At 54.8% G+C, this 17239-nt stretch carries 16 protein-coding genes and 1 riboswitch; of the genes, 7 read left to right on the forward strand and 9 right to left on the reverse strand.

The window, feature by feature from the left end; genetic code table 11:
* Window positions 1-18: 18 nt before the first annotated feature.
* From DW806_RS04105 to DW806_RS04120, 4 genes are all read right to left on the reverse strand, one after another.
* Window positions 19-258, reverse strand: a complete 240-nt coding sequence (locus DW806_RS04105) for a DUF2442 domain-containing protein (RefSeq protein ID WP_110435615.1) — start codon at window positions 256-258, stop codon at window positions 19-21.
* An 89-nt stretch (window positions 259-347) separates the two neighbouring features.
* Window positions 348-2828: a helix-turn-helix transcriptional regulator gene (locus DW806_RS04110; RefSeq protein WP_118729192.1), complete on the reverse strand. Its 2481-nt coding sequence runs from the start codon at window positions 2826-2828 to the stop codon at window positions 348-350.
* A gap of 238 nt (window positions 2829-3066) precedes the next feature.
* Window positions 3067-4218, reverse strand: a complete 1152-nt coding sequence (locus DW806_RS04115) for a sensor histidine kinase (RefSeq protein WP_118729193.1) — start codon at window positions 4216-4218, stop codon at window positions 3067-3069.
* Window positions 4215-4889 (reverse strand): response regulator transcription factor, encoded by a 675-nt coding sequence (locus DW806_RS04120; RefSeq protein ID WP_118729194.1) that lies wholly within the window; start codon window positions 4887-4889, stop codon window positions 4215-4217. The genes DW806_RS04115 and DW806_RS04120 overlap by 4 nt, the downstream gene beginning before the upstream one ends.
* 164 nt (window positions 4890-5053) lie before the next feature.
* Here DW806_RS04120 and DW806_RS04125 point away from each other — a divergent pair, with 164 nt between their 5' ends.
* From DW806_RS04125 to DW806_RS04140, 4 genes are all read left to right on the forward strand, one after another.
* Window positions 5054-5197 carry a CD1871A family CXXC motif-containing protein gene (locus DW806_RS04125; protein ID WP_110435619.1) on the forward strand — a complete coding sequence of 48 codons (144 nt, stop codon included), beginning with the start codon at window positions 5054-5056 and terminating at the stop codon, window positions 5195-5197.
* Window positions 5190-6080: a 4Fe-4S binding protein gene (locus tag DW806_RS04130; protein WP_118729195.1), complete on the forward strand. Its 891-nt coding sequence runs from the start codon at window positions 5190-5192 to the stop codon at window positions 6078-6080. Before DW806_RS04125 ends, DW806_RS04130 begins: the two co-directional genes overlap by 8 nt.
* Window positions 6080-6898 (forward strand): TlpA family protein disulfide reductase, encoded by an 819-nt coding sequence (locus tag DW806_RS04135; protein WP_118729196.1) that lies wholly within the window; start codon window positions 6080-6082, stop codon window positions 6896-6898. The genes DW806_RS04130 and DW806_RS04135 overlap by 1 nt, the downstream gene beginning before the upstream one ends.
* A gap of 274 nt (window positions 6899-7172) precedes the next feature.
* Entirely contained in the window at window positions 7173-8111 is a 939-nt protein-coding gene (locus tag DW806_RS04140; protein WP_118729197.1) for a nuclease-related domain-containing protein, read from the forward strand.
* Between the two features lie 49 nt (window positions 8112-8160).
* Here DW806_RS04140 and DW806_RS04145 read toward each other — a convergent pair whose 3' ends face one another.
* Genes DW806_RS04145 through yedE form a run of 3 tightly spaced genes read right to left on the reverse strand, consistent with a single transcriptional unit; the run spans window position 8161 to window position 9740 of the window.
* Window positions 8161-8397, reverse strand: coding sequence for a DUF3343 domain-containing protein (locus tag DW806_RS04145; protein WP_110435623.1), 237 nt, complete (start codon window positions 8395-8397; stop codon window positions 8161-8163).
* A complete protein-coding gene (locus DW806_RS04150; protein WP_118284744.1) occupies window positions 8397-8618 on the reverse strand; it encodes a sulfurtransferase TusA family protein in 222 nt (73 codons plus the stop codon). The genes DW806_RS04145 and DW806_RS04150 overlap by 1 nt, the downstream gene beginning before the upstream one ends.
* A 21-nt stretch (window positions 8619-8639) precedes the next feature.
* Window positions 8640-9740 carry a YedE family putative selenium transporter gene (gene yedE / locus DW806_RS04155; protein ID WP_118729198.1) on the reverse strand — a complete coding sequence of 367 codons (1101 nt, stop codon included), beginning with the start codon at window positions 9738-9740 and terminating at the stop codon, window positions 8640-8642.
* Window positions 9741-9898: 158 nt separating this feature from the next.
* On the opposite strand from yedE, the gene DW806_RS04160 reads away from it, so the two are divergent.
* Window positions 9899-10795 (forward strand): selenium metabolism-associated LysR family transcriptional regulator, encoded by an 897-nt coding sequence (locus DW806_RS04160; protein ID WP_158578284.1) that lies wholly within the window; start codon window positions 9899-9901, stop codon window positions 10793-10795.
* 337 nt (window positions 10796-11132) lie between these two features.
* Entirely contained in the window at window positions 11133-12506 is a 1374-nt protein-coding gene (locus tag DW806_RS04170; protein ID WP_442861140.1) for an MATE family efflux transporter, read from the forward strand.
* A gap of 188 nt (window positions 12507-12694) precedes the next feature.
* Here DW806_RS04170 and DW806_RS04175 read toward each other — a convergent pair whose 3' ends face one another.
* Window positions 12695-13345, reverse strand: a complete 651-nt coding sequence (locus DW806_RS04175; RefSeq protein WP_117490169.1) for a peptidylprolyl isomerase — start codon at window positions 13343-13345, stop codon at window positions 12695-12697.
* A 204-nt stretch (window positions 13346-13549) separates the two neighbouring features.
* Window positions 13550-14914, reverse strand: coding sequence for an alanine/glycine:cation symporter family protein (locus DW806_RS04180; protein WP_117490260.1), 1365 nt, complete (start codon window positions 14912-14914; stop codon window positions 13550-13552).
* 179 nt (window positions 14915-15093) lie between these two features.
* Window positions 15094-15197: riboswitch (glycine riboswitch) on the reverse strand.
* Window positions 15198-15489: 292 nt separating this feature from the next.
* Here DW806_RS04180 and DW806_RS04185 point away from each other — a divergent pair.
* Window positions 15490-17238: an FtsW/RodA/SpoVE family cell cycle protein gene (locus tag DW806_RS04185; RefSeq protein ID WP_117490171.1), complete on the forward strand. Its 1749-nt coding sequence runs from the start codon at window positions 15490-15492 to the stop codon at window positions 17236-17238.
* The last annotated feature ends 1 nt before the right edge of the window (window position 17239 follow it).

Consider the following 17239-nt stretch of genomic DNA (forward strand, 5'->3'; position numbering starts at 1 on the left):
TTCTCCTTCTTTTCTGTTTCAGTGCTCCTGCTCGGCCATGGAAAACAGCTCGTTATGGCTCATCTCCACATCGCCGAAGCGGACAAAAATGCCGTTTGTCACCGCGCTGTTCCACACCTGCGGGTCAGAAAGTGACCGGAATCGGAATTTATCCAGATAGGGCTTCATATCCAGCAGCAGGCGGCTGCCGGAGATAAAATCGACCTGCAGAACGTGGTCGGTCAGCGGTTTGACTGACTGAATGTATTTCCGGTCCAAATGCGTACCTCCTCTCGCTTACACAAAATGAAAGGTTCACCGTACCTATAGGATACGGTGAACCTTTCAAAAAAACCATTCACAAGTTGTTAGTTTTTATCCGCAAGCAGGTCGAGCAGCAGCTTGCGCTTCGCGCGCGGCTCTCCTGCTATTTGCAGTTTGGTGTAAATTTGATTCACATACTGCCGGATACTGCCCTCGGACAGATACAGCTTTTCCGCGATCTCACGGTTGTTCAGCCGCTGTGCCATCAGCCGGACAATCTCATATTCCCGCTCGGTCAGCGCAGACAGGGCTTCCGGACGGTCAAATCCGGCCTTTCGCCGCTCTGCGGCTTCTCCCAGTTCGATGATCTGTGCAACCGTTCCGGTTTGCAGCCGCTCTGCCAGCAATGGCTTGAGATAGCGATAATTCTCCGCAAACGGGATGACAAAGCCGTCCGGTTCCGCGTCGGTCAGTGCCCGATCGAGCTGCGCCTGTGCCTCCGCGTGCTTACCCAGCATTTCATATGCCGCTGCCGTCTGGATACGGATATGCAGCGCGACCAGTGCGTAGTGCATGCCTTCGCACACAGCGAGCATCCTTTCGCTCCGGCCGACGACACGGGCGTAGTCACCCTGTGCCAGACCGACCTGATTTTCGATCATCTCGATCATCGGCTTGCCCGGTGCCAGTGTATGCACAGTTGAAAGCCTGTGCGCACGAAAAACCTCCGGAATTTTATCGGTTTTTCCAAGCAAAGCGTAATAATACGCCGCAATCGCGTTCCACAGGTTCAGCCAGGAAGCATTGTGATGCCGCAGCAGCTCCGCGTGCCGCTCGGCAAGCGTGCAGTGATACTTCATCTCCGCAAACAGCGACAGCCGCCACGCCAGAAAATCACAGCACAGCGCCATATTGGCCTGCCCGTTGTCCTGAATCCGGGCGCACGCGCTTTCGAGTTCGATATGTGCATCCGTCAAGCGTCCCTGCAGGAACGCCGCCTCGGCACGCATGATGGTCTCGGCACCCTGACCGTGATTGCCGGTGATTTTATAATAGTGCGGCATGCACTCATCCATCTCGGCAAGCTCGCTCTGCAGCTCACCCGGTGCGCGGTAAAACATCATCAGCACAGACGGCGAGCCGAAGGTCCAGCCGCCGCCGGACTGGATGCTGATCGCCTTCCGCGACATCTGCGCGCTGGCACTCCGGTGCAGGCGGCTCATGGCGCTGATATCGTTGTAGCAGAGAAAACTCATGATCAGGTCGCATTCTCCCCGCAAATCGCCTTTTTCCTGTGCGGAAAGCGCTGTATTTTCGGAAATCGCCGTCAGCAGCAGCTCCTTCAGCTCCAGCATTTTCGGGATATTGCGCCAGTTGAACATACTCCGCATAAGCACCAGAATCGCCAGCGGATGGCTTGCGAGCACCGCTGCCGGGCATTCGTCCAGTGCTGCCAGCACTGCCTTCGGGTGCAGCGAGGAAAGCAGAATGCCTGCATCCTTCTGCAGCGTGCGCAGCATCGCATCGTAATCGCCGTTTTGCCGGTACTCGATCATGGCATGCAGATACAGCCGATGATCCTCATACCAGATGCCGAGCCGCCCGCGGTAGACGGTCTGCCGCTCCTTCGGCATGGACAGGAAGGTGTGCAGCGCGCATTCCTTCATCATGTGATGAAACCGGTAGGTCACGCCGTCCGGCAGACGCTTGACAAACGCATTCTGCCCGGTCAGCGCGGCAAGCAGGTCCTCGGCATGCGCGTCTGCCATGACGAACTGCGCCATTTCGACCGTAAATTCGTCGGCAAGTCCCATCACCGCAAGGAATTCCCGCTGCTTTTCGGGCAGCGGATCAATCATCGCAGCCGTAAAGATGGATGAAATATCCGAATTCGGGTCCGGCAGCACACCGTGCTCGGAAAACATCCGCAGATTCAGATAAACCGCCGAAAACCAGCCCTCGCTGTAATACAACAGCGTATCTATCTGCTCATCGGAAAGCGCGGTTCCGCACCGCTTGGTATAGACCGCCAGCTCGGTATGGTTAAGCCGAAGCTGCGCCGTGCCGATCTGGTACACCTTTCCACCCAGCCGGACAAGCTCTGCCGCCGGCAGGAACAGGTCGCGGCTGGCTAAAATCAGATGAACATTGGGCGGCAGCCGTCCGGCCAGCGCACACAGGAATCCCGGTGCGCGCTTGTCGGTCAGCAGGTGAAAATCGTCAATAAAAATATAGCAGGACTTCTCACCGGTCAGCGCATGACACAGATCGTCGATCAGAAGTCCGCCGCTGGCTCCGTCGGTCGGACAGTCGTACTCCCGCAGAAAGGCAAAGCCTGCACGCGCAAAGGCGTCCTGCACACTTTTCCAGAAAATCGCAAGATTGCCCGAGTACACACTGATGCGCACAATGTACGGCGCTTCGGCTCTGGCACGTTCCGCGAGATACCACTCCACCGCCGTCGTTTTGCCGTAGCCCATGGGTGCAACCACGGTCGTCATGGCACAGCGCGAGATTGGCCGCAGGCTCTCCTGCAGTCGCTCGGATATGTAGATCGTGTTCAGATTCCATTTCGGTTTTGGCATGGCGCACCTCCGAATACTGTAATGTGCTCTCCTGTCCGTTATACTGTCTAAATTATACGGGATTTCAGAGCGGGTGTAAACCGTGTATGCTGTTAAGGCAGCGTGCATAAATAAGGGAGCCGCCTTCCGGCAGCTCCCCTGCAGCTGATGCTTTTATACCTTAAATATACGGTGCAGCAGCGTACCGCCAGCAGAGCATGCTGAACAGCCGTGCGTATATATGCCCTCAATTTGAGCGTCAAGCCGCTTTTCCAACCGGCAGTGTTACCAGAATAGTCGTTCCCGTATCCGCGCTCTGTTCAACGCGCACTGTGCCGCCATGCAGGCGGACAATCTCCTGCACGAGCGCCAGTCCCAGTCCCACGCCGCCCATTGCGCGGCTGCGCGACTTATCCACGCGGAAAAACGGCTGAAAGATGCTGTCCCGGTACTCCTCGGCAATGCCCGGACCGGTATCCCGCACGCGGATTGCCGCCTGACCTCCTTCCCGCTCGACAGACACTTCCACCGAGCCGCCCGTGCGGTTATACTTGATCGCGTTCTCTGTCAAATTGAACAGCAGCCGGTACAGCAGCACATCACTGCCGACAAGCTGCACGTTTTCGCCTGCCTGCGTCAGTGTAATACCGTTTTTCTGTGCCAGCGGTGTCAGATCGACCAGCACCTCCTCGACCATCGGTGCAAGGTCGATACGGTCGGTGCGCGGCACCGATCGCAGGTCGCTCATCTCAAGCAGGGTGCGCACAAGCGCACTCAGGCGCTCGACCTGCTCCTGCTGAAAATGCAGCAATTTCGCGGTTTCTTCGCTCATCTGCCGATGTTCCGCCGCAAAGAGCTCCAGCCTTGTCTGCATCAGCGCCAGCGGTGTCCGCAGCTCATGGGCGGCGTTTCCCGTAAACTGCCGCTGTGCATCGAACGCCTGCGCCAGCCGGTCCAGCATACTGTTCACCGACTCGCTCAGCTGCCGGAACTCGGCAGTCGTATCCTCCGGCAGACGGGTGTCCGTCAGGCTTTCTTCATTGATCTGTTCGGTCTGCTGTGCAAAATCCTTCAGCGGCTTCAAAGCCTTTCCGCTGAAGAAATACGCGATAATGGCACTCAGCAGTGTCACCAGCGCGGTGATGTACCAGCCTATGCGCTCAAAACGCACCTTTTCTTCATTGACCTGCTGCGAAAAGTCACTGAAAAATGCCTGCATATTCTCTTTGGGTATCTGAATGGTCATTTCCTGCTGGTTTTCCGTCTTGTATTCCACCACAAAGCCGTTCAGCGCATCCATGCTGCCCGAGCCTGAGTAAAACAGCAGTAAATTCAGGCTCACACACGCCGCCGCGATAAGCAGCGCGGTCAATATCGTAATGCGCCACTGGACAGAAATTCGTTTGCTCATTCGTCCGCTCCTATCTCGTAGCCCTGACCGATCTTGTTGCGGATCGGGTCGTATCCCAGTGCTGCACGCAGTTTTTTTCGCAGCATGGAGATATGCACACGGATGGAGTTGCTGAAGCTGTCCACGCTGCTGTCCCACACATGCTCGATGAGTTCTTCCTGGCTGATGGGTCTGCCGCGGTTAAGCAGCAGATATTCCAGAATGCCGCTCTCCTTGCGCGTGAGCGAAAGCGTTTGTCCGTCTGCCGTAGCCGTGCGGCTGCGGGTATCAAACGTCAGCCCGCCGCACCGCAGGCATACATCCTGCTGCACAAATCGGCGGCGCGTCAGACTGCGCACACGCGCTTCCAGTTCCTCTAAATGGAACGGTTTGGACAGATAATCGTTCGCGCCGGCATCCAGTCCGTCAACCTTGTCGGATATTTCACTGCGTGCCGACAGGATGAGCACGCCGGTCTCCTGATCATGCTCCCGCAGGGTTCGCAGCACCGTCATACCGTCCACCTTAGGCAGATTCAGGTCGAGCAGCACCAGATCGTATTTTTCTACCGCCAGCAGCTCCAGCGCCGCTTCTCCGTCAAAGCAGATATCCGCCTCATAGCCGGACAGACGCAGTTTTTTTGCAATGTCCTCACACAGATCGCGCTCATCCTCTATCACCAAAAGACGCATGAGCTTTCCTCCTTTGCATTTTCATACCTTTATTATACCAGACAGGGATAAAATTTGTGTTAACGAAATCTGTTGCAAAAAATTTTTGTTTTTTTAGCACCTTAACACAGATTTTATCTCCCGTGCAGTATACTAGTGCCAACAACTTCGAAAGGGGCATAACAATGCTGAAGCACAGAACCGCCGCCCAGCTTTTCCTGCTGGCAGTCGGCATTGCAATGATCGGGTTCGGCCTGTGGAGAGGCGAAGCCGATACGGTATTATCAAAGGCGATCCGCCTGTGTATGGAGTGTGTTGGGATTGGATAAGAGAAATATTCCGGTTTTAGCCCGCTTTCGCGGCTGGATACAGGCAGCAGCGGCTCTGCTGACCAATATCCACCTGCCGAATTTTTTGCAGGGCAAATTATATCAGGGCGGCGGCAAGGCGGTCTGCGTGCCCGGCCTGAACTGCTATTCCTGTCCCGGCGCGGCGGGCGCGTGCCCGATCGGCGCATTTCAGGCGGTCGTCGGCTCGTCGAAATTCCGGTTTTCGTATTACATCACCGGTATCTTGATCCTGCTCGGCGTGCTGCTCGGACGGTTTATCTGCGGCTTTCTGTGCCCGTTCGGCTGGTTTCAGGAGCTGCTGCACAAAATCCCCTCGCCTAAGCTGTCCACCAAAAGGCTGAAGCCGCTCCGCTATGTGAAATATGCGGTGCTGCTGATCATGGTGGTGCTGCTGCCCGTACTTGTCACAAACGAGCTCGGCATGGGCGACCCGTTCTTCTGCAAGTACCTGTGCCCGCAGGGCGTGCTCGAGGGTGCGCTGCCGCTGGCGGCGGTCAACTCCGGCATCCGCGCCGCGCTCGGCGCACTGTTTACCTGGAAAGCAGCCGTTCTGCTGACCGTTATCGTGTGCAGCGTGCTGTTTTACCGTCCGTTCTGCAAGTGGCTGTGCCCGCTCGGCGCGTTTTATGCGCTGCTGAACCGCGTTTCGCTGTTCCGGATGCAGGTGGATACGCACAAATGTGTATCGTGCGGCGCATGCGCCAAAGCCTGCAAAATGGATGTGGATATTACGAAAAATCCCGATCATGCCGAGTGCATCCGCTGCGGTATGTGCATGAAAGCCTGCCCGACCGGTGCTATCTGCTACCGCTACGGTCTGGGCGATAAAACCCAAACGACTGACAAAGGAGAGACCATCTAATGAAACGAAATCGACTGATCGCATTTGCCCTGTCCATAAGCCTGCTGCTCGGCGCATCCGCCTGCGGCAAACCGGCAAAAACCGTCTCCGAACTGATAGCGGAGGAAAACGCCATCCTCGACCAGCACCAGGAACTGTGGACAACGGCTCTGAATTCGCTCGACAAGGACAATCTGTCGCAGAGCACCCAGAGCACCAACTACGCTGATGTACTCGATCTTGCGATTAAAAACGTCAAGGACCAGCTCTCGGACGAGGACTACAAGACGCTGACCGACGATGCCGCCAAGGTCCGCAAGCTGGAGGACCAGCTGCAGGCACTTCCGCCCGAGGAAGGCACCACCACACCCGCTAGCGACGCGTTCCCCGCTTTCGAAGGCAAAGACCTGGACGGCAACGCTGTGGACAGCAGCTTGTTCGCTGACAACGCGTTTACGGTCGTGAATTTCTGGTTCAGCGGCTGCAAGCCGTGCGTGGCTGAACTTGGTGATCTGGACAAGCTGAACCAGACCGTCAAGGCTCAGGGCGGCGAGGTTATTGGTATCAATACGGAAACGCTCGATGACAATGCGGATGCCATTGCTACCGCTAAACAGATTCTGCAGACCAAGGGGGCATCCTACCGCAACATTACCTTTGCATCCGGCAGCGAGGCAGGCCAGTTTGCACTGAACATCATGTCATTCCCGACCACCTATGTTATCGACCGGAACGGAAAAATCGTCGGTGAACCAGTACTCGGCGGCATCACGAACGAAAACAGCATGAAGCAGCTGCAGGAGAATATTGACACCGCGATTGCAAACGACGGAAAATAATACCCGAGTGTGATTGCCGCTGCAATCTGCATCATAAATATACACAGCGCAGATTGTGCCGAGAAAGGCAACGGAGATTAGCAGGGCCAGGTAAACGTAAACGAAGCCGCAGACGAAAGTCTGCGGCTTCTACGCGCCTGCAGAAATATCCACGAAGATATGCACAAACCTGTGGATAAATTTGAGGACGGAACTTTTCCTTGTTTCTCCTATATGGTATACTAAAATTATACAAGCGAAAATCTCAGGAAAAAGAGAAACACGAGGGATAAACATGGGACTGTTTTCAAAACCGGAGGTTGTGATTGCGAAGGAATCCAGCAACGCAAAGGAGTATCTGCGCCAGCTGGAGGAGCTGGCGGAAAAGGCAGCCGGAGAAAACGCGAAAAAAATCGCAAAAGAGATTGCCGTGGTGAAAGCCGGTATTATCGGTGAGGATAATATTCTGTTTGAGCTGAAAAACAGCGGTATGGATATGGTTGTGCTGCACGATTTGTATATTGAAAGCGTGTCCGGTGCCTCGGCACAGATTGACTTTCTGGTACTGACTCCAAAGATTAACTTTGTGTTGGAGTGCAAAAATCTGTTCGGCAATATCGAGATCAACAGCAAGGGCGATTTTATCCGCACAATTCGCTGCGGCGGTCGGTACTATAAAGAGGGAATTTATTCGCCGATTACGCAGAATCAGCGGCATTTGCAGGTGCTGAATGAATGTCGAAACGAAAATCATGGTAAGGTGATGGCAGCACTTCGAAATCACTGGTTTAGTAACTTTTTCAAGGGATTGGTCGTGCTTTCTAATCCTAAAACGATTATCAATGACCAAGATGCTCCACAGGAAGTAAAAAAACAGGTTATCCGTGCGGATCAGTTGGTGGAAACGATTAAGCGGATGAACAGAGAATCAAGTGAACTGAAATCTTCCATGAAGGATTTGAAAGAAGATGGTGAGTATTATCTGAACAAAATGCACATTGAAAAGCCAATCACCTATATCGAAAAATTCAAGCAGGAGGAGCTGGAAGACCAGCCTGCCGCCGAGCGGCCTGCACCTGCGCCGTCGGAGGGGAAATGCTGTCCGAAGTGCGGCAAGCCGCTTGTCATGCGGGAGGCCAGACGCGGTGCGCATGTCGGCGAAAAATTCTGGGGCTGCACAGGATTTCCTCAATGTCATTTTATAAAGAAAATCGTGAAAACCGAAAACAAATAAACAGAAAAGCGGCATGACTTGCATCAAAGTCATGCCGCTTTATGGTTACTTAAAACACAAACGCCTCGCTCTGCTCGATCTCAATCCCGCAGTCCGCGATAACCGTCTGATACTGCGCGTAAACTTCGGCTTCCATGCGCCACGCGATGCCGCATCCGGCGGACAATCTGCGCGGCACCGGCACCAGCCGGCCGGCAATACCGTTCTGCTTGCAGAATGACTCCATCTCCATGGCGGCATCGGTGGTGTGGAAGGTGAGCACCTGATACGGCTTTTTCTCTCGCATTACGCCTGAAAAACGATCTCGAAGCACCCGTCCGGACGCACGGTCGTCTGACCGGACTTGTTCTCATACTCGAGCATTTTCTCGATATTCTTGCGGGTGTGCGCCTCGTCACCGAGCACACGGATCAGCTTCCCCGGGTGATCCTGCATCGCGTCCATCGCCAACAGAACCGGCTCCGGACAGGACAGACCGCGAACATCTACTTCAACATATTCAGCCATTGCACATTCTCCTTTTCCGACTTACTTTGCCGTCTTTTTGCGGCGCAGATTGGTGCCCGCAATGACAAACAGCACGACAATGCAGACGATCACGGCGATTTTGCCGGCTGCCGCCGGGCCGCCGGCAACTGCAGGCTCGGTTTCGGTTGCCGCCTTGGCAGCCACACCGACCAGACCGAAGTTATGCGCGAATGCCGCGCCGATCAGCATGCCGAGGAAGGTAACCGCACTGTCAGACGAGCCCTGGCCGGCCAGAATAAGCTGACGCAGCGGGCAGCCGCCAGCCAGCACAGCCGCAAATCCTACAACATACATACCAAGAATGTTCCACAGGTGCTGGGAATGCGCGATCGGCTGACCGGAAAAACCGAGGTGGAAGCTGCCGGTTGCCGCATTGTAGACTGCCATCACGGCAAACAGAGCCGCGATAATGCTGATCAGGTCGAAATTCTTCATCAGAATGATGTCGCGGATGCTGCCCGCAAAGCACATACGGCTCTTCTGCGCGAGCGCACCGATGATGAGCGCAACGACCAGAGAAAGAATGATCGGCGCATGCTTGCTGCCTGGGCCCTCGGTGCTGACCGCATAAGCGCCGGTCGCCACGCCGATTACGAGCAGCGCCGCCAGCAGAACCAGCAGAACGGCGCCGCCGACCGGCTTGGCCTCATACGCACGGCCGAGCGAGAAACCCTTCTTAAGGAAGAACGAGCCGGTCGCCACACCGCCTGCAAAGCCGATAAGCGCGACCCACGCATTCAAGTCACCGGCGGCCATGCGAAGTACCATGCGGAGCGGACAGCCGAGGAACACGAGGGCGCCGATCATCATCGCAGCGCCCAGAATAAAACGCACCATCGGCGAGGAACCGGCGGTGGACTTATACTCCTTGGTCAGCAGCGCCAGCAGGAACGAGCCGCAGACAAAGCCGACGACCTCCGGGCGGAAATACTGCACCGGAGCCGCAGTGTGCAGCTTGAGCGCACCCGCTGTATCGCGGATGAAGCAGGCAACGCAGATCGCCATGTTGGCAGGGTTGCCGTAAATTGCCAGAAGCATGACCAGCAGTCCGATTACCGCACCGGACACTGCCAGCTTCCATGTCTTGTCAAACAGTTTCATGATTTTCTCCTTTTTGTGAAATGAGGGAATTTTATGCTGTATTCAGTATATCATGCGGTGTTTTCAATGTGAAATCGATTCTATTGATAATCTGATTGAATCTATTGATATAATCTATAAATACAGCTATAATGGAGAAAAAGAAAGGAATGCCGCCCATGGATATTCGTCAGCTGGAAGCCTATGTCTATACCGTGAAGTACCGCAGTTTTTCACTTGCTGCACAGAAGCTGTACCTGTCACAGCCGACCGTCAGCGCACACATCTGCAATCTGGAAAAGGAGCTGCACACGCAGTTGCTCAAGCGCACGACAAAAACGCTCTCGGTGACACCGGCCGGTCAGACGCTGTATAATTATGCCGCAGAAATCCTCGATTTGCGGCACAAAGCCATTCTGGAGCTGTCCAACGAGCAGGAAACCATGCTGCATATCGGCGTATCGTCCGTGCCGTCGCTGTATCTGCTGCCCGAGCTGCTGGCAGCGTACCACGAGAAGGCCCCGGAGATCCGGTTTCGCACCAGCTGCTCGGACAGTCTGGATGTGATAAACAAGGTCGCAGACAGCACCTGCGATATCGGTCTGGTCGGCACAAAGACCGCGGAGGCCAACTGCGAATTTCTGCCGGTCACCTCGGACGAGCTGGTAATCGCCGCACCGAACACACCGCATTTCCGTGCCTATCAAAGCCAGCCGGACCCGCTGACAGCGCTCCTGCGCGAACCGTTCCTGCTGCGCGAGGACAACTCGGGCACCAAGCAGGAAACACTGTATTTCCTTCAAAATCACGGTCTGTCGCTTGATGAACTGAATGTCATCGCCGTCATGGATGACGCGGCAGCGCTCAAGCGTTGCATCGCACTTGGCATGGGCATTTCCATTCTGTCGCGCGCAACTGTGCAGACCGATGCACAGCAGGGACGACTGCTGCTGTTCCCCCTCGGACGGTCAGCGTTCCTGCGCCGGCTGTACATTGTGTATCCGTCCATACGGCGTATGTCCGAGCAGGCTATTCACTTTCTGGATTTTATGAAAAGGTATTATCGGATTGGATGACAGCCGTGCTGTCCGGTTTGATATAGCCAATCGGGCAGGAGGCTCTCCTGCATAGAAAGCCGACCTCGCACACCACCGTGCGAACCGACCGGTACACGGCGGTTCTATCCGCAAGATCAAAACGGACAAAGCGGATTCCTTAAGGCAACACCGGATTATATGGAGGCGGGAAAGGCATCCATTCTGTGTTCCTGTGAACCGGCTGCAGCAATGGTATTTGGCTTTTTCTTGTTTAGAGAAATTCCTGCGGTGCTTTCGATTACAGATCTAATCATTGTACTGATCGCACCTGCTATGCTCGTACTTTCTAATAAAAAGCCAGAAATTGTGGAGGAAAATGATCATGTCAAAAGATGAGTATTTGATTACCGATGCGCCGCTGAAAGCGCTGACGGTTTTTGCTATGCCGATGATTCTCGGCAGCTTTTTTCAGCAGGTATACAATATGGCTGACTCCATTATCGTCGGTCAGTTTGTCGGCTCCTCCGCACTGGCGGCGGTCGGCGCCTGCGCTGCCCTGACCAATGTTTTCATTTGTGTGGCGCTGGGTGCAGGTGTCGGTGCCGGCGTACTCGTAAGCCGTTATTTCGGCGCCAGAGAGTATGGCAAAATGAAAACCATTGTATCTACCTCCCTGATCAGCTTTTTACTTCTGAGTATCATCCTTGGCGTCTTTGGCTTTTGTTTTTCCCATGCGATGATGAGCGGATTACAGACCCCTGCTGATATTCTGAAGGAGGCAGTACTGTATCTGCGAGTCTATTTCGTAGGTTTTCCGTTTTTGTTCATGTACAATATTCTTTCTACCATGTTCACTTCCATTGGTGAATCAAAAATTCCGCTGGGACTGCTGATCTTTTCATCAATCCTGAATATTGTGCTGGATCTTTGGATGGTAGCCGGTCTGAGACTTGGCGTGTTCGGTGCGGCACTTGCAACGCTGATTGCGCAGGGCATTTCGGCTGTGTTTTCACTTTTGATTTTCTTTTATCGGATGCGGCGGTATAAGAGCAGCTTTGTCTGGTTTGACGGGCAGGAGCTGCGTTCGATGCTTCAGATTGCTGTTCCATCGGTTCTTCAGCAATCTACCGTATCTATTGGTATGATGATCGTACAGGCGGTGGTAAATCCCTTCGGCACACAGGCACTCGCAGGATACGCGGCAACGATGCGGGTGGAGAACGTCTTTTCTCTGATTTTTGTGTCCATCGGCAATGCGGTTTCGCCGTATGTTTCCCAGAACCTTGGCGCAAACAAAACCCAGCGCATCAAAAAAGGCTACCGCGCAGCATTGGTGCTGGATGTATGTTTTGCTGTTCTTGCCTTCCTTGTCATTGAAACGCTGCACACGCAGATTTCCTCGCTGTTCCTTGGAAAAGACGGAACCGCCCTGGCTTATCAGGTGTCCGGGGATTATATGAGATGGCTTGGTTTCTTCTTTGTCTTTATGGGCATCAAAATGGCGACCGATGGCGTTCTTCGCGGACTCGGAATCATGCGGCCGTTCCTCATTGCCAATATGGTAAACCTTGCGATTCGCTTGTCCGTGGCGTTGATCTGTGCACCGCGTTTTGGTATTGCATTTGTCTGGCTTGCCGTGCCGGCAGGCTGGCTTGCCAACTTCCTGATTTCCTATACGGCTCTCAGAAAATCCTGGCCGACTGAAAAAAGTGGTGTTATCTCGGTAAATTCCAGTTTACCGAAAAGATGAAATCCTTCGGAACGGCATCTGAAATATTAACAGCGAAGTAAAAAAAACATCCCGAATCCTGTGTACAGTCCGGGATTGAACTGCACCCCCTCTGTCAGACCGTATATCATACTGTCTGACAGAGGGGGTGCTTTATTATGTTAAGAGGAAAACCGAAACTTACCCTCAACTCTTTACGCTTTGCACGGTCAGTCGATAATCTTAATACTCTCAATAACCGGCTGATTTTCCGTCTTAACCGTGCCGTTATCGTCCTCGACCGGCGTATTATCGCAGATTTCATCCACAACATCCATGCCCTTGGTCACATAGCCGAAGCAGGCGTACTGGCCGTCGAGATAGGTGCTGTCCTGCTGAACGATGAAGAACTGCGAGGATGCGCTGTCCGGATTGCTTGAGCGTGCCATCGAAACCGCACCGCGCGTGTGCGACAGCTTGTTCTCCACACCGTTATCCGAAAACTCGCCCTTGATGGTGTTCTCCGAGCCGCCGGTGCCGTTGCCCAGCGGGTCGCCGCCCTGCATCATAAAGCCGGTAATAATGCGGTGAAAGGTCAGTCCGTCATAAAAGCCGTCGTTTGCAAGGTCCATAAAATTCTGAACTGAGATAGGCGCTGCATCGCCGTCCAGCTCGATGTCAATCGTGCCGTGGTCCTTGATGGTGATTTGTGCATGGTGCTGACCGATGGGCTGTGCGGTCTCCTCAGCGGTCGTCTGCTGCGAGTTATCGCTCGTGTCGGTGGCATCATCCGTCGAGGTCTGCGCGCCCGTTTTGCCGCCGCAGGCGGTCAGAACCAGCATCGCCAACAGGCCAAAAAGCAAAAATGTACGTTTTTTCATGTGAAATTCTCCTTTTTAATATTCTAAACAGGTGGAATAGCAAACATTCCCGCGGTACTCCCCTATTATACGGTACTGCGAACGCGAAAACCAGTGTTTTTTCGGTGTCTGCAAAAAAATGCACCGCAAAACTGCGGTGCATTTTCTATCAAACGATACAGTGCGGAACCGATTTCTGCACAAACCGTGTCGTTCCGCGACAGCTTACTTCATAATGTCCTTATCGTGGGCCGCTTTGGCAACCAGACCGGACAGCGCCAACAGCGCGATCAGGTTCGGGAATACCATCAGGCCGTTGAACAGGTCGGACAGGTTCCAGACCAGATCAACATGCAGTGCGGAGCCGATCACGATGCAGACAACAACGATAGCGGCATATACCTTGACTGCCTTGCTGCCGAACATTGCCTTTACGTTCTGCTCACCGAAGAAATACCAGCCGATGATGGTAGAGAACGCAAAGAACAGCATGCAGATCGCAACAAAGATCATGCCCGCCGAGCCGAGGGAAGCCTTGAAGGCTGCCTGTGCCAGCTCGGTGCCCTGCAGACCGTCCGGTGCGCCCGGATTGAGCATACCCGAGGTCAGGATGACCATAGCGGTCAGCGTCAGTACAACAAAGGTATCGATGAATACGGAAACGATAGCAATTTCGCCCTGATCCTGCGGACGCTTTACCTTAGCCAGTGCGTGTGCGTGCGGGGTGGAGCCCATGCCGGCCTCGTTCGAGAACAGACCGCGTGCAACGCCGTAGCGCATTGCCTGACGAACCGTGATGCCTGCAGCGCCGCCGAGGATAGCCTGCGGGTCAAATGCTGCAACAAAGATGGACTTGAACGCCGGAATGATTGCCGCGTGGTTGATGCACAGGATAACAACGCAGCCAGCCATGTAGAACAGCGCCATGATCGGAACGACCTTTTCGGTAACAGCCGCAATACGGCCAACGCCGCCAAGGAAGATAAACGCTGCAATAATCGCGCAGATGATGCCGACAACGATCATCGGTGCGCCGAACGCGGTGTTGAACGCTACGCTGATCGAGTTTGCCTGTACCATGTTGCCGGTGAAGCCCAGCGCGAAAATAATTGCAACCGAGAAGAAGCCGGCGAGGAACTTGCCGAATTTACCGGTAAAGCGTGCGCGGATGTAGTAGATCGGACCGCCGGTAACGTGGCCCTTATCGTCCGTGGTCTTGTACTTCTGCGCGAGAACCGCCTCGCCGTAGATGGTGGACATGCCGAAGAACGCACTCAGCCACATCCAGAAAATCGCACCCGGGCCGCCGGAATACAGTGCGGTAGCCGCGCCTGCAATGTTGCCGGTGCCGACCTGCGCCGCGATTGCGGTGGTAAGCGCCTGGAACGGACTCATGCCGTCCTTGCCCGCCTTCTCACCGTTGAGCGAGAAATGGCCGAACAGGTGCTTCCAGCCTGCGCCGAACTTACGCACCTGAACGAAGCGCGTGCGGATGGTAAACACGATGCCGGTGCCAACCAGCAGGTACAGCAGCAGGCCGTTCCATACGACGTTGCTGACCTTGCTTACCCAGTCTGCCAATACTTCCATTGTCATTTTACATACCCCTTCTTTGTTTTGCGGCAAACAAAAAGCCGAACCCAATCAGCATCGGGTTACGGCTCCAAAGAAACGGAAAGACAGCAAACAGACGGTACACCCTGCACCGTGAGAAAACATTTGCTGTGGTTCCGCGGAACTTATTTTTATATCCTAACGTCTATAAAAACAGGTTCATCTCTGTCCTTTTGCCTGAGAGATTGGCACGCAAACCTCTTTGCGCGCGTTGCACCTTCGGCAGTCCCCTTGAGGAACGTTCTCCAGAGCCACATCCATTTACAGTCCTCATCCGGAAAACCGGACACCTGAGAGTTTTGCTCCTTCGGCAAGCCATGGGCAGTTGCCCGCGCGGCTTTTTCCTGCAAACTTCGTTTGTCGCGTATGTAGTTTATGGATTCAGTGTAACACCGTGACAACATTCTGTCAATGTCAATCAAGATATTCGTGAAAGTTTGTGAAAAACAGCAAATTTCTTGACAACCTATGCTATAATAGATAGGCTATACTGGTAGTATTATTGGTAAATCCAAGTAATCAACAGCATCCCTCGAAAGGAGGAAATTTACATGAATGATGCTTTGCAGCAGCTTCTCGACAGGCTGACGGCTCTGCTGGCGGAAAAACCGCTCATCGGGGCGTGGTACACGACCGTTGTGCGCTTTGTGTTCCCGCTGCTGGCGCTGATGATCCTTGTCGGTGCGATCCGCTCGCTGTGGAAGGTCAAGCACCCGGATGAGGTCTGGGGCTATCTGGTGCTGCGCAACGGCGTGCGCCTGCCCATCACCCACTGGGAGAACATCATCGGACGCGCCCCCAGCTGCGATGTGCAGCTGGAATATCCGTCGGTATCGCGTCAGCACGCCGCGCTCATCCGCGAGGATGACGGCAGCTGGACGATATACGACCTCGGTTCCAAGGGCGGCATCAAGGTAAACGACCTGCCGGTGGACGAGTATGCACTCGTCGAAGACGGCGACACGGTCACCTTTGCGGGTATTCCCGCTATCATGGAGCCCATTACCGCTGAGGAGAAGCGCACACAGATGGTCGAACGCCGCATTGAGGGCAAGCCGGCCGGCATGTGGGGTTCGCTCGTACTGCTGACGCTGTTCCAGATCCTCACCGGTCTGCAGCTCATTATCGCGCAGGGCGACAAGGCGACCACCACCATTCCGCTCACCTTTTTTGTCTTTACGGTAATCTGCTGGGCGTATTTCATCGTCATGCGCCTGTTCCGCCGCATCGGCTTTGAAATGGAGACGATAGCGTTCTTCCTATGTACGCTGTCACTCGCCGTCACCGGCTCGACCGTGCCGGATGAGCTGCCCAAGCAGCTGATTGCGATTTTGATGGGTCTTGCCATCTTTATCGTGCTCGGCTTCTTCCTGCGCGACCTGACCCGGGCGCAGAAGGTGCGCTGGTTCATGAGCGCAACGGCAGTCGGACTGCTGGCTATTACACTGCTGATCGGCTCGTCGCAGGGCGGCGCGAAGGCATGGCTGCGTCTCGGTCCTCTGTCTCTGCAGACCTCGGAAATTGCGAAAATCTGCTATATTTTTGCCGGCGCAGCAACGCTCGACCGCCTGTTCAACAAGCGCAACCTGTGGATGTTCATCGGCCTGACCGCTATCTGCGGAGGCTGTCTCGCGCTGCAGAACGACTTCGGCACCGCACTTGTGTTCTTTGTGACGTTCCTTGTTATCGCGTACCTGCGTTCAGGCGATTTCGCCACCATCGGCCTTGTGTGCGCCGGCTGCTTCGGCGCGGGCATGGTCATGCTGACCATCAAGCCGCACGTTGCCGCACGATTTGCCTCCTGGGGACATATCTGGGAGGACGTGTACGACAAGGGCTTCCAGCAGACGCATACGCTGACCGCAGCCGCCTCCGGCGGCATGATCGGCGTCGGTGCCGGCAAGGGCTGGCTCTCGAATCTCCCTGCCGCGGATACCGATATCGTGTTCGGTATGCTGTGTGAGGAATGGGGTCTCGTCATTGCCGTGCTGACCATCCTGTGCATCATTACGCTGGCCGTGTTCGCTGTCCGCGCCTGCCGTGCCGGACGCTCCAGCTTTTACACCATCGCCGCATGCGCGGCCACCAGTCTGCTGGTGTTCCAGACCTGTCTGAACGTATTCGGTGCGGTCGATATTCTGCCGTTCACCGGCGTTACGCTGCCGTTCGTATCCAACGGCGGTTCGTCCATGCTGTCGGCATGGGGTATGCTCGCCTTTTTGAAGGCGACCGACACCCGACAGAATGCATCGTTCGCGGTTCGTCTGCCCAGCCGCCGCGAGCTTAGAGGGGAGGAGTAAC

This window comes from Butyricicoccus sp. AM32-19, assembly GCF_003480365.1.
Classification (GTDB): Bacteria; Bacillota; Clostridia; order Oscillospirales; family Butyricicoccaceae; genus Agathobaculum; species Agathobaculum butyriciproducens.

Excerpts from the sequence above, each read along its gene's own strand:
- DW806_RS04110 (WP_118729192.1), bottom strand. The coding sequence starts at position 2,828 with ATGCCAAAACCGAAATGGAATCTGAACACGATCTACATATCCGAGCGA.
- DW806_RS04115 (WP_118729193.1), bottom strand. The coding sequence starts at position 4,218 with ATGAGCAAACGAATTTCTGTCCAGTGGCGCATTACGATATTGACCGCG.
- DW806_RS04120 (WP_118729194.1), bottom strand. The coding sequence starts at position 4,889 with ATGCGTCTTTTGGTGATAGAGGATGAGCGCGATCTGTGTGAGGACATT.
- DW806_RS04125 (WP_110435619.1), top strand. The coding sequence starts at position 5,054 with ATGCTGAAGCACAGAACCGCCGCCCAGCTTTTCCTGCTGGCAGTCGGC.
- DW806_RS04135 (WP_118729196.1), top strand. The coding sequence starts at position 6,080 with ATGAAACGAAATCGACTGATCGCATTTGCCCTGTCCATAAGCCTGCTG.
- DW806_RS04140 (WP_118729197.1), top strand. The coding sequence starts at position 7,173 with ATGGGACTGTTTTCAAAACCGGAGGTTGTGATTGCGAAGGAATCCAGC.
- DW806_RS04145 (WP_110435623.1), bottom strand. The coding sequence starts at position 8,397 with ATGCGAGAGAAAAAGCCGTATCAGGTGCTCACCTTCCACACCACCGAT.
- DW806_RS04150 (WP_118284744.1), bottom strand. The coding sequence starts at position 8,618 with ATGGCTGAATATGTTGAAGTAGATGTTCGCGGTCTGTCCTGTCCGGAG.
- yedE (WP_118729198.1), bottom strand. The coding sequence starts at position 9,740 with ATGAAACTGTTTGACAAGACATGGAAGCTGGCAGTGTCCGGTGCGGTA.
- DW806_RS04160 (WP_158578284.1), top strand. The coding sequence starts at position 9,899 with ATGGATATTCGTCAGCTGGAAGCCTATGTCTATACCGTGAAGTACCGC.
- DW806_RS04170 (WP_442861140.1), top strand. The coding sequence starts at position 11,133 with ATGATCATGTCAAAAGATGAGTATTTGATTACCGATGCGCCGCTGAAA.
- DW806_RS04175 (WP_117490169.1), bottom strand. The coding sequence starts at position 13,345 with ATGAAAAAACGTACATTTTTGCTTTTTGGCCTGTTGGCGATGCTGGTT.
- DW806_RS04180 (WP_117490260.1), bottom strand. The coding sequence starts at position 14,914 with ATGGAAGTATTGGCAGACTGGGTAAGCAAGGTCAGCAACGTCGTATGG.
- DW806_RS04185 (WP_117490171.1), top strand. The coding sequence starts at position 15,490 with ATGAATGATGCTTTGCAGCAGCTTCTCGACAGGCTGACGGCTCTGCTG.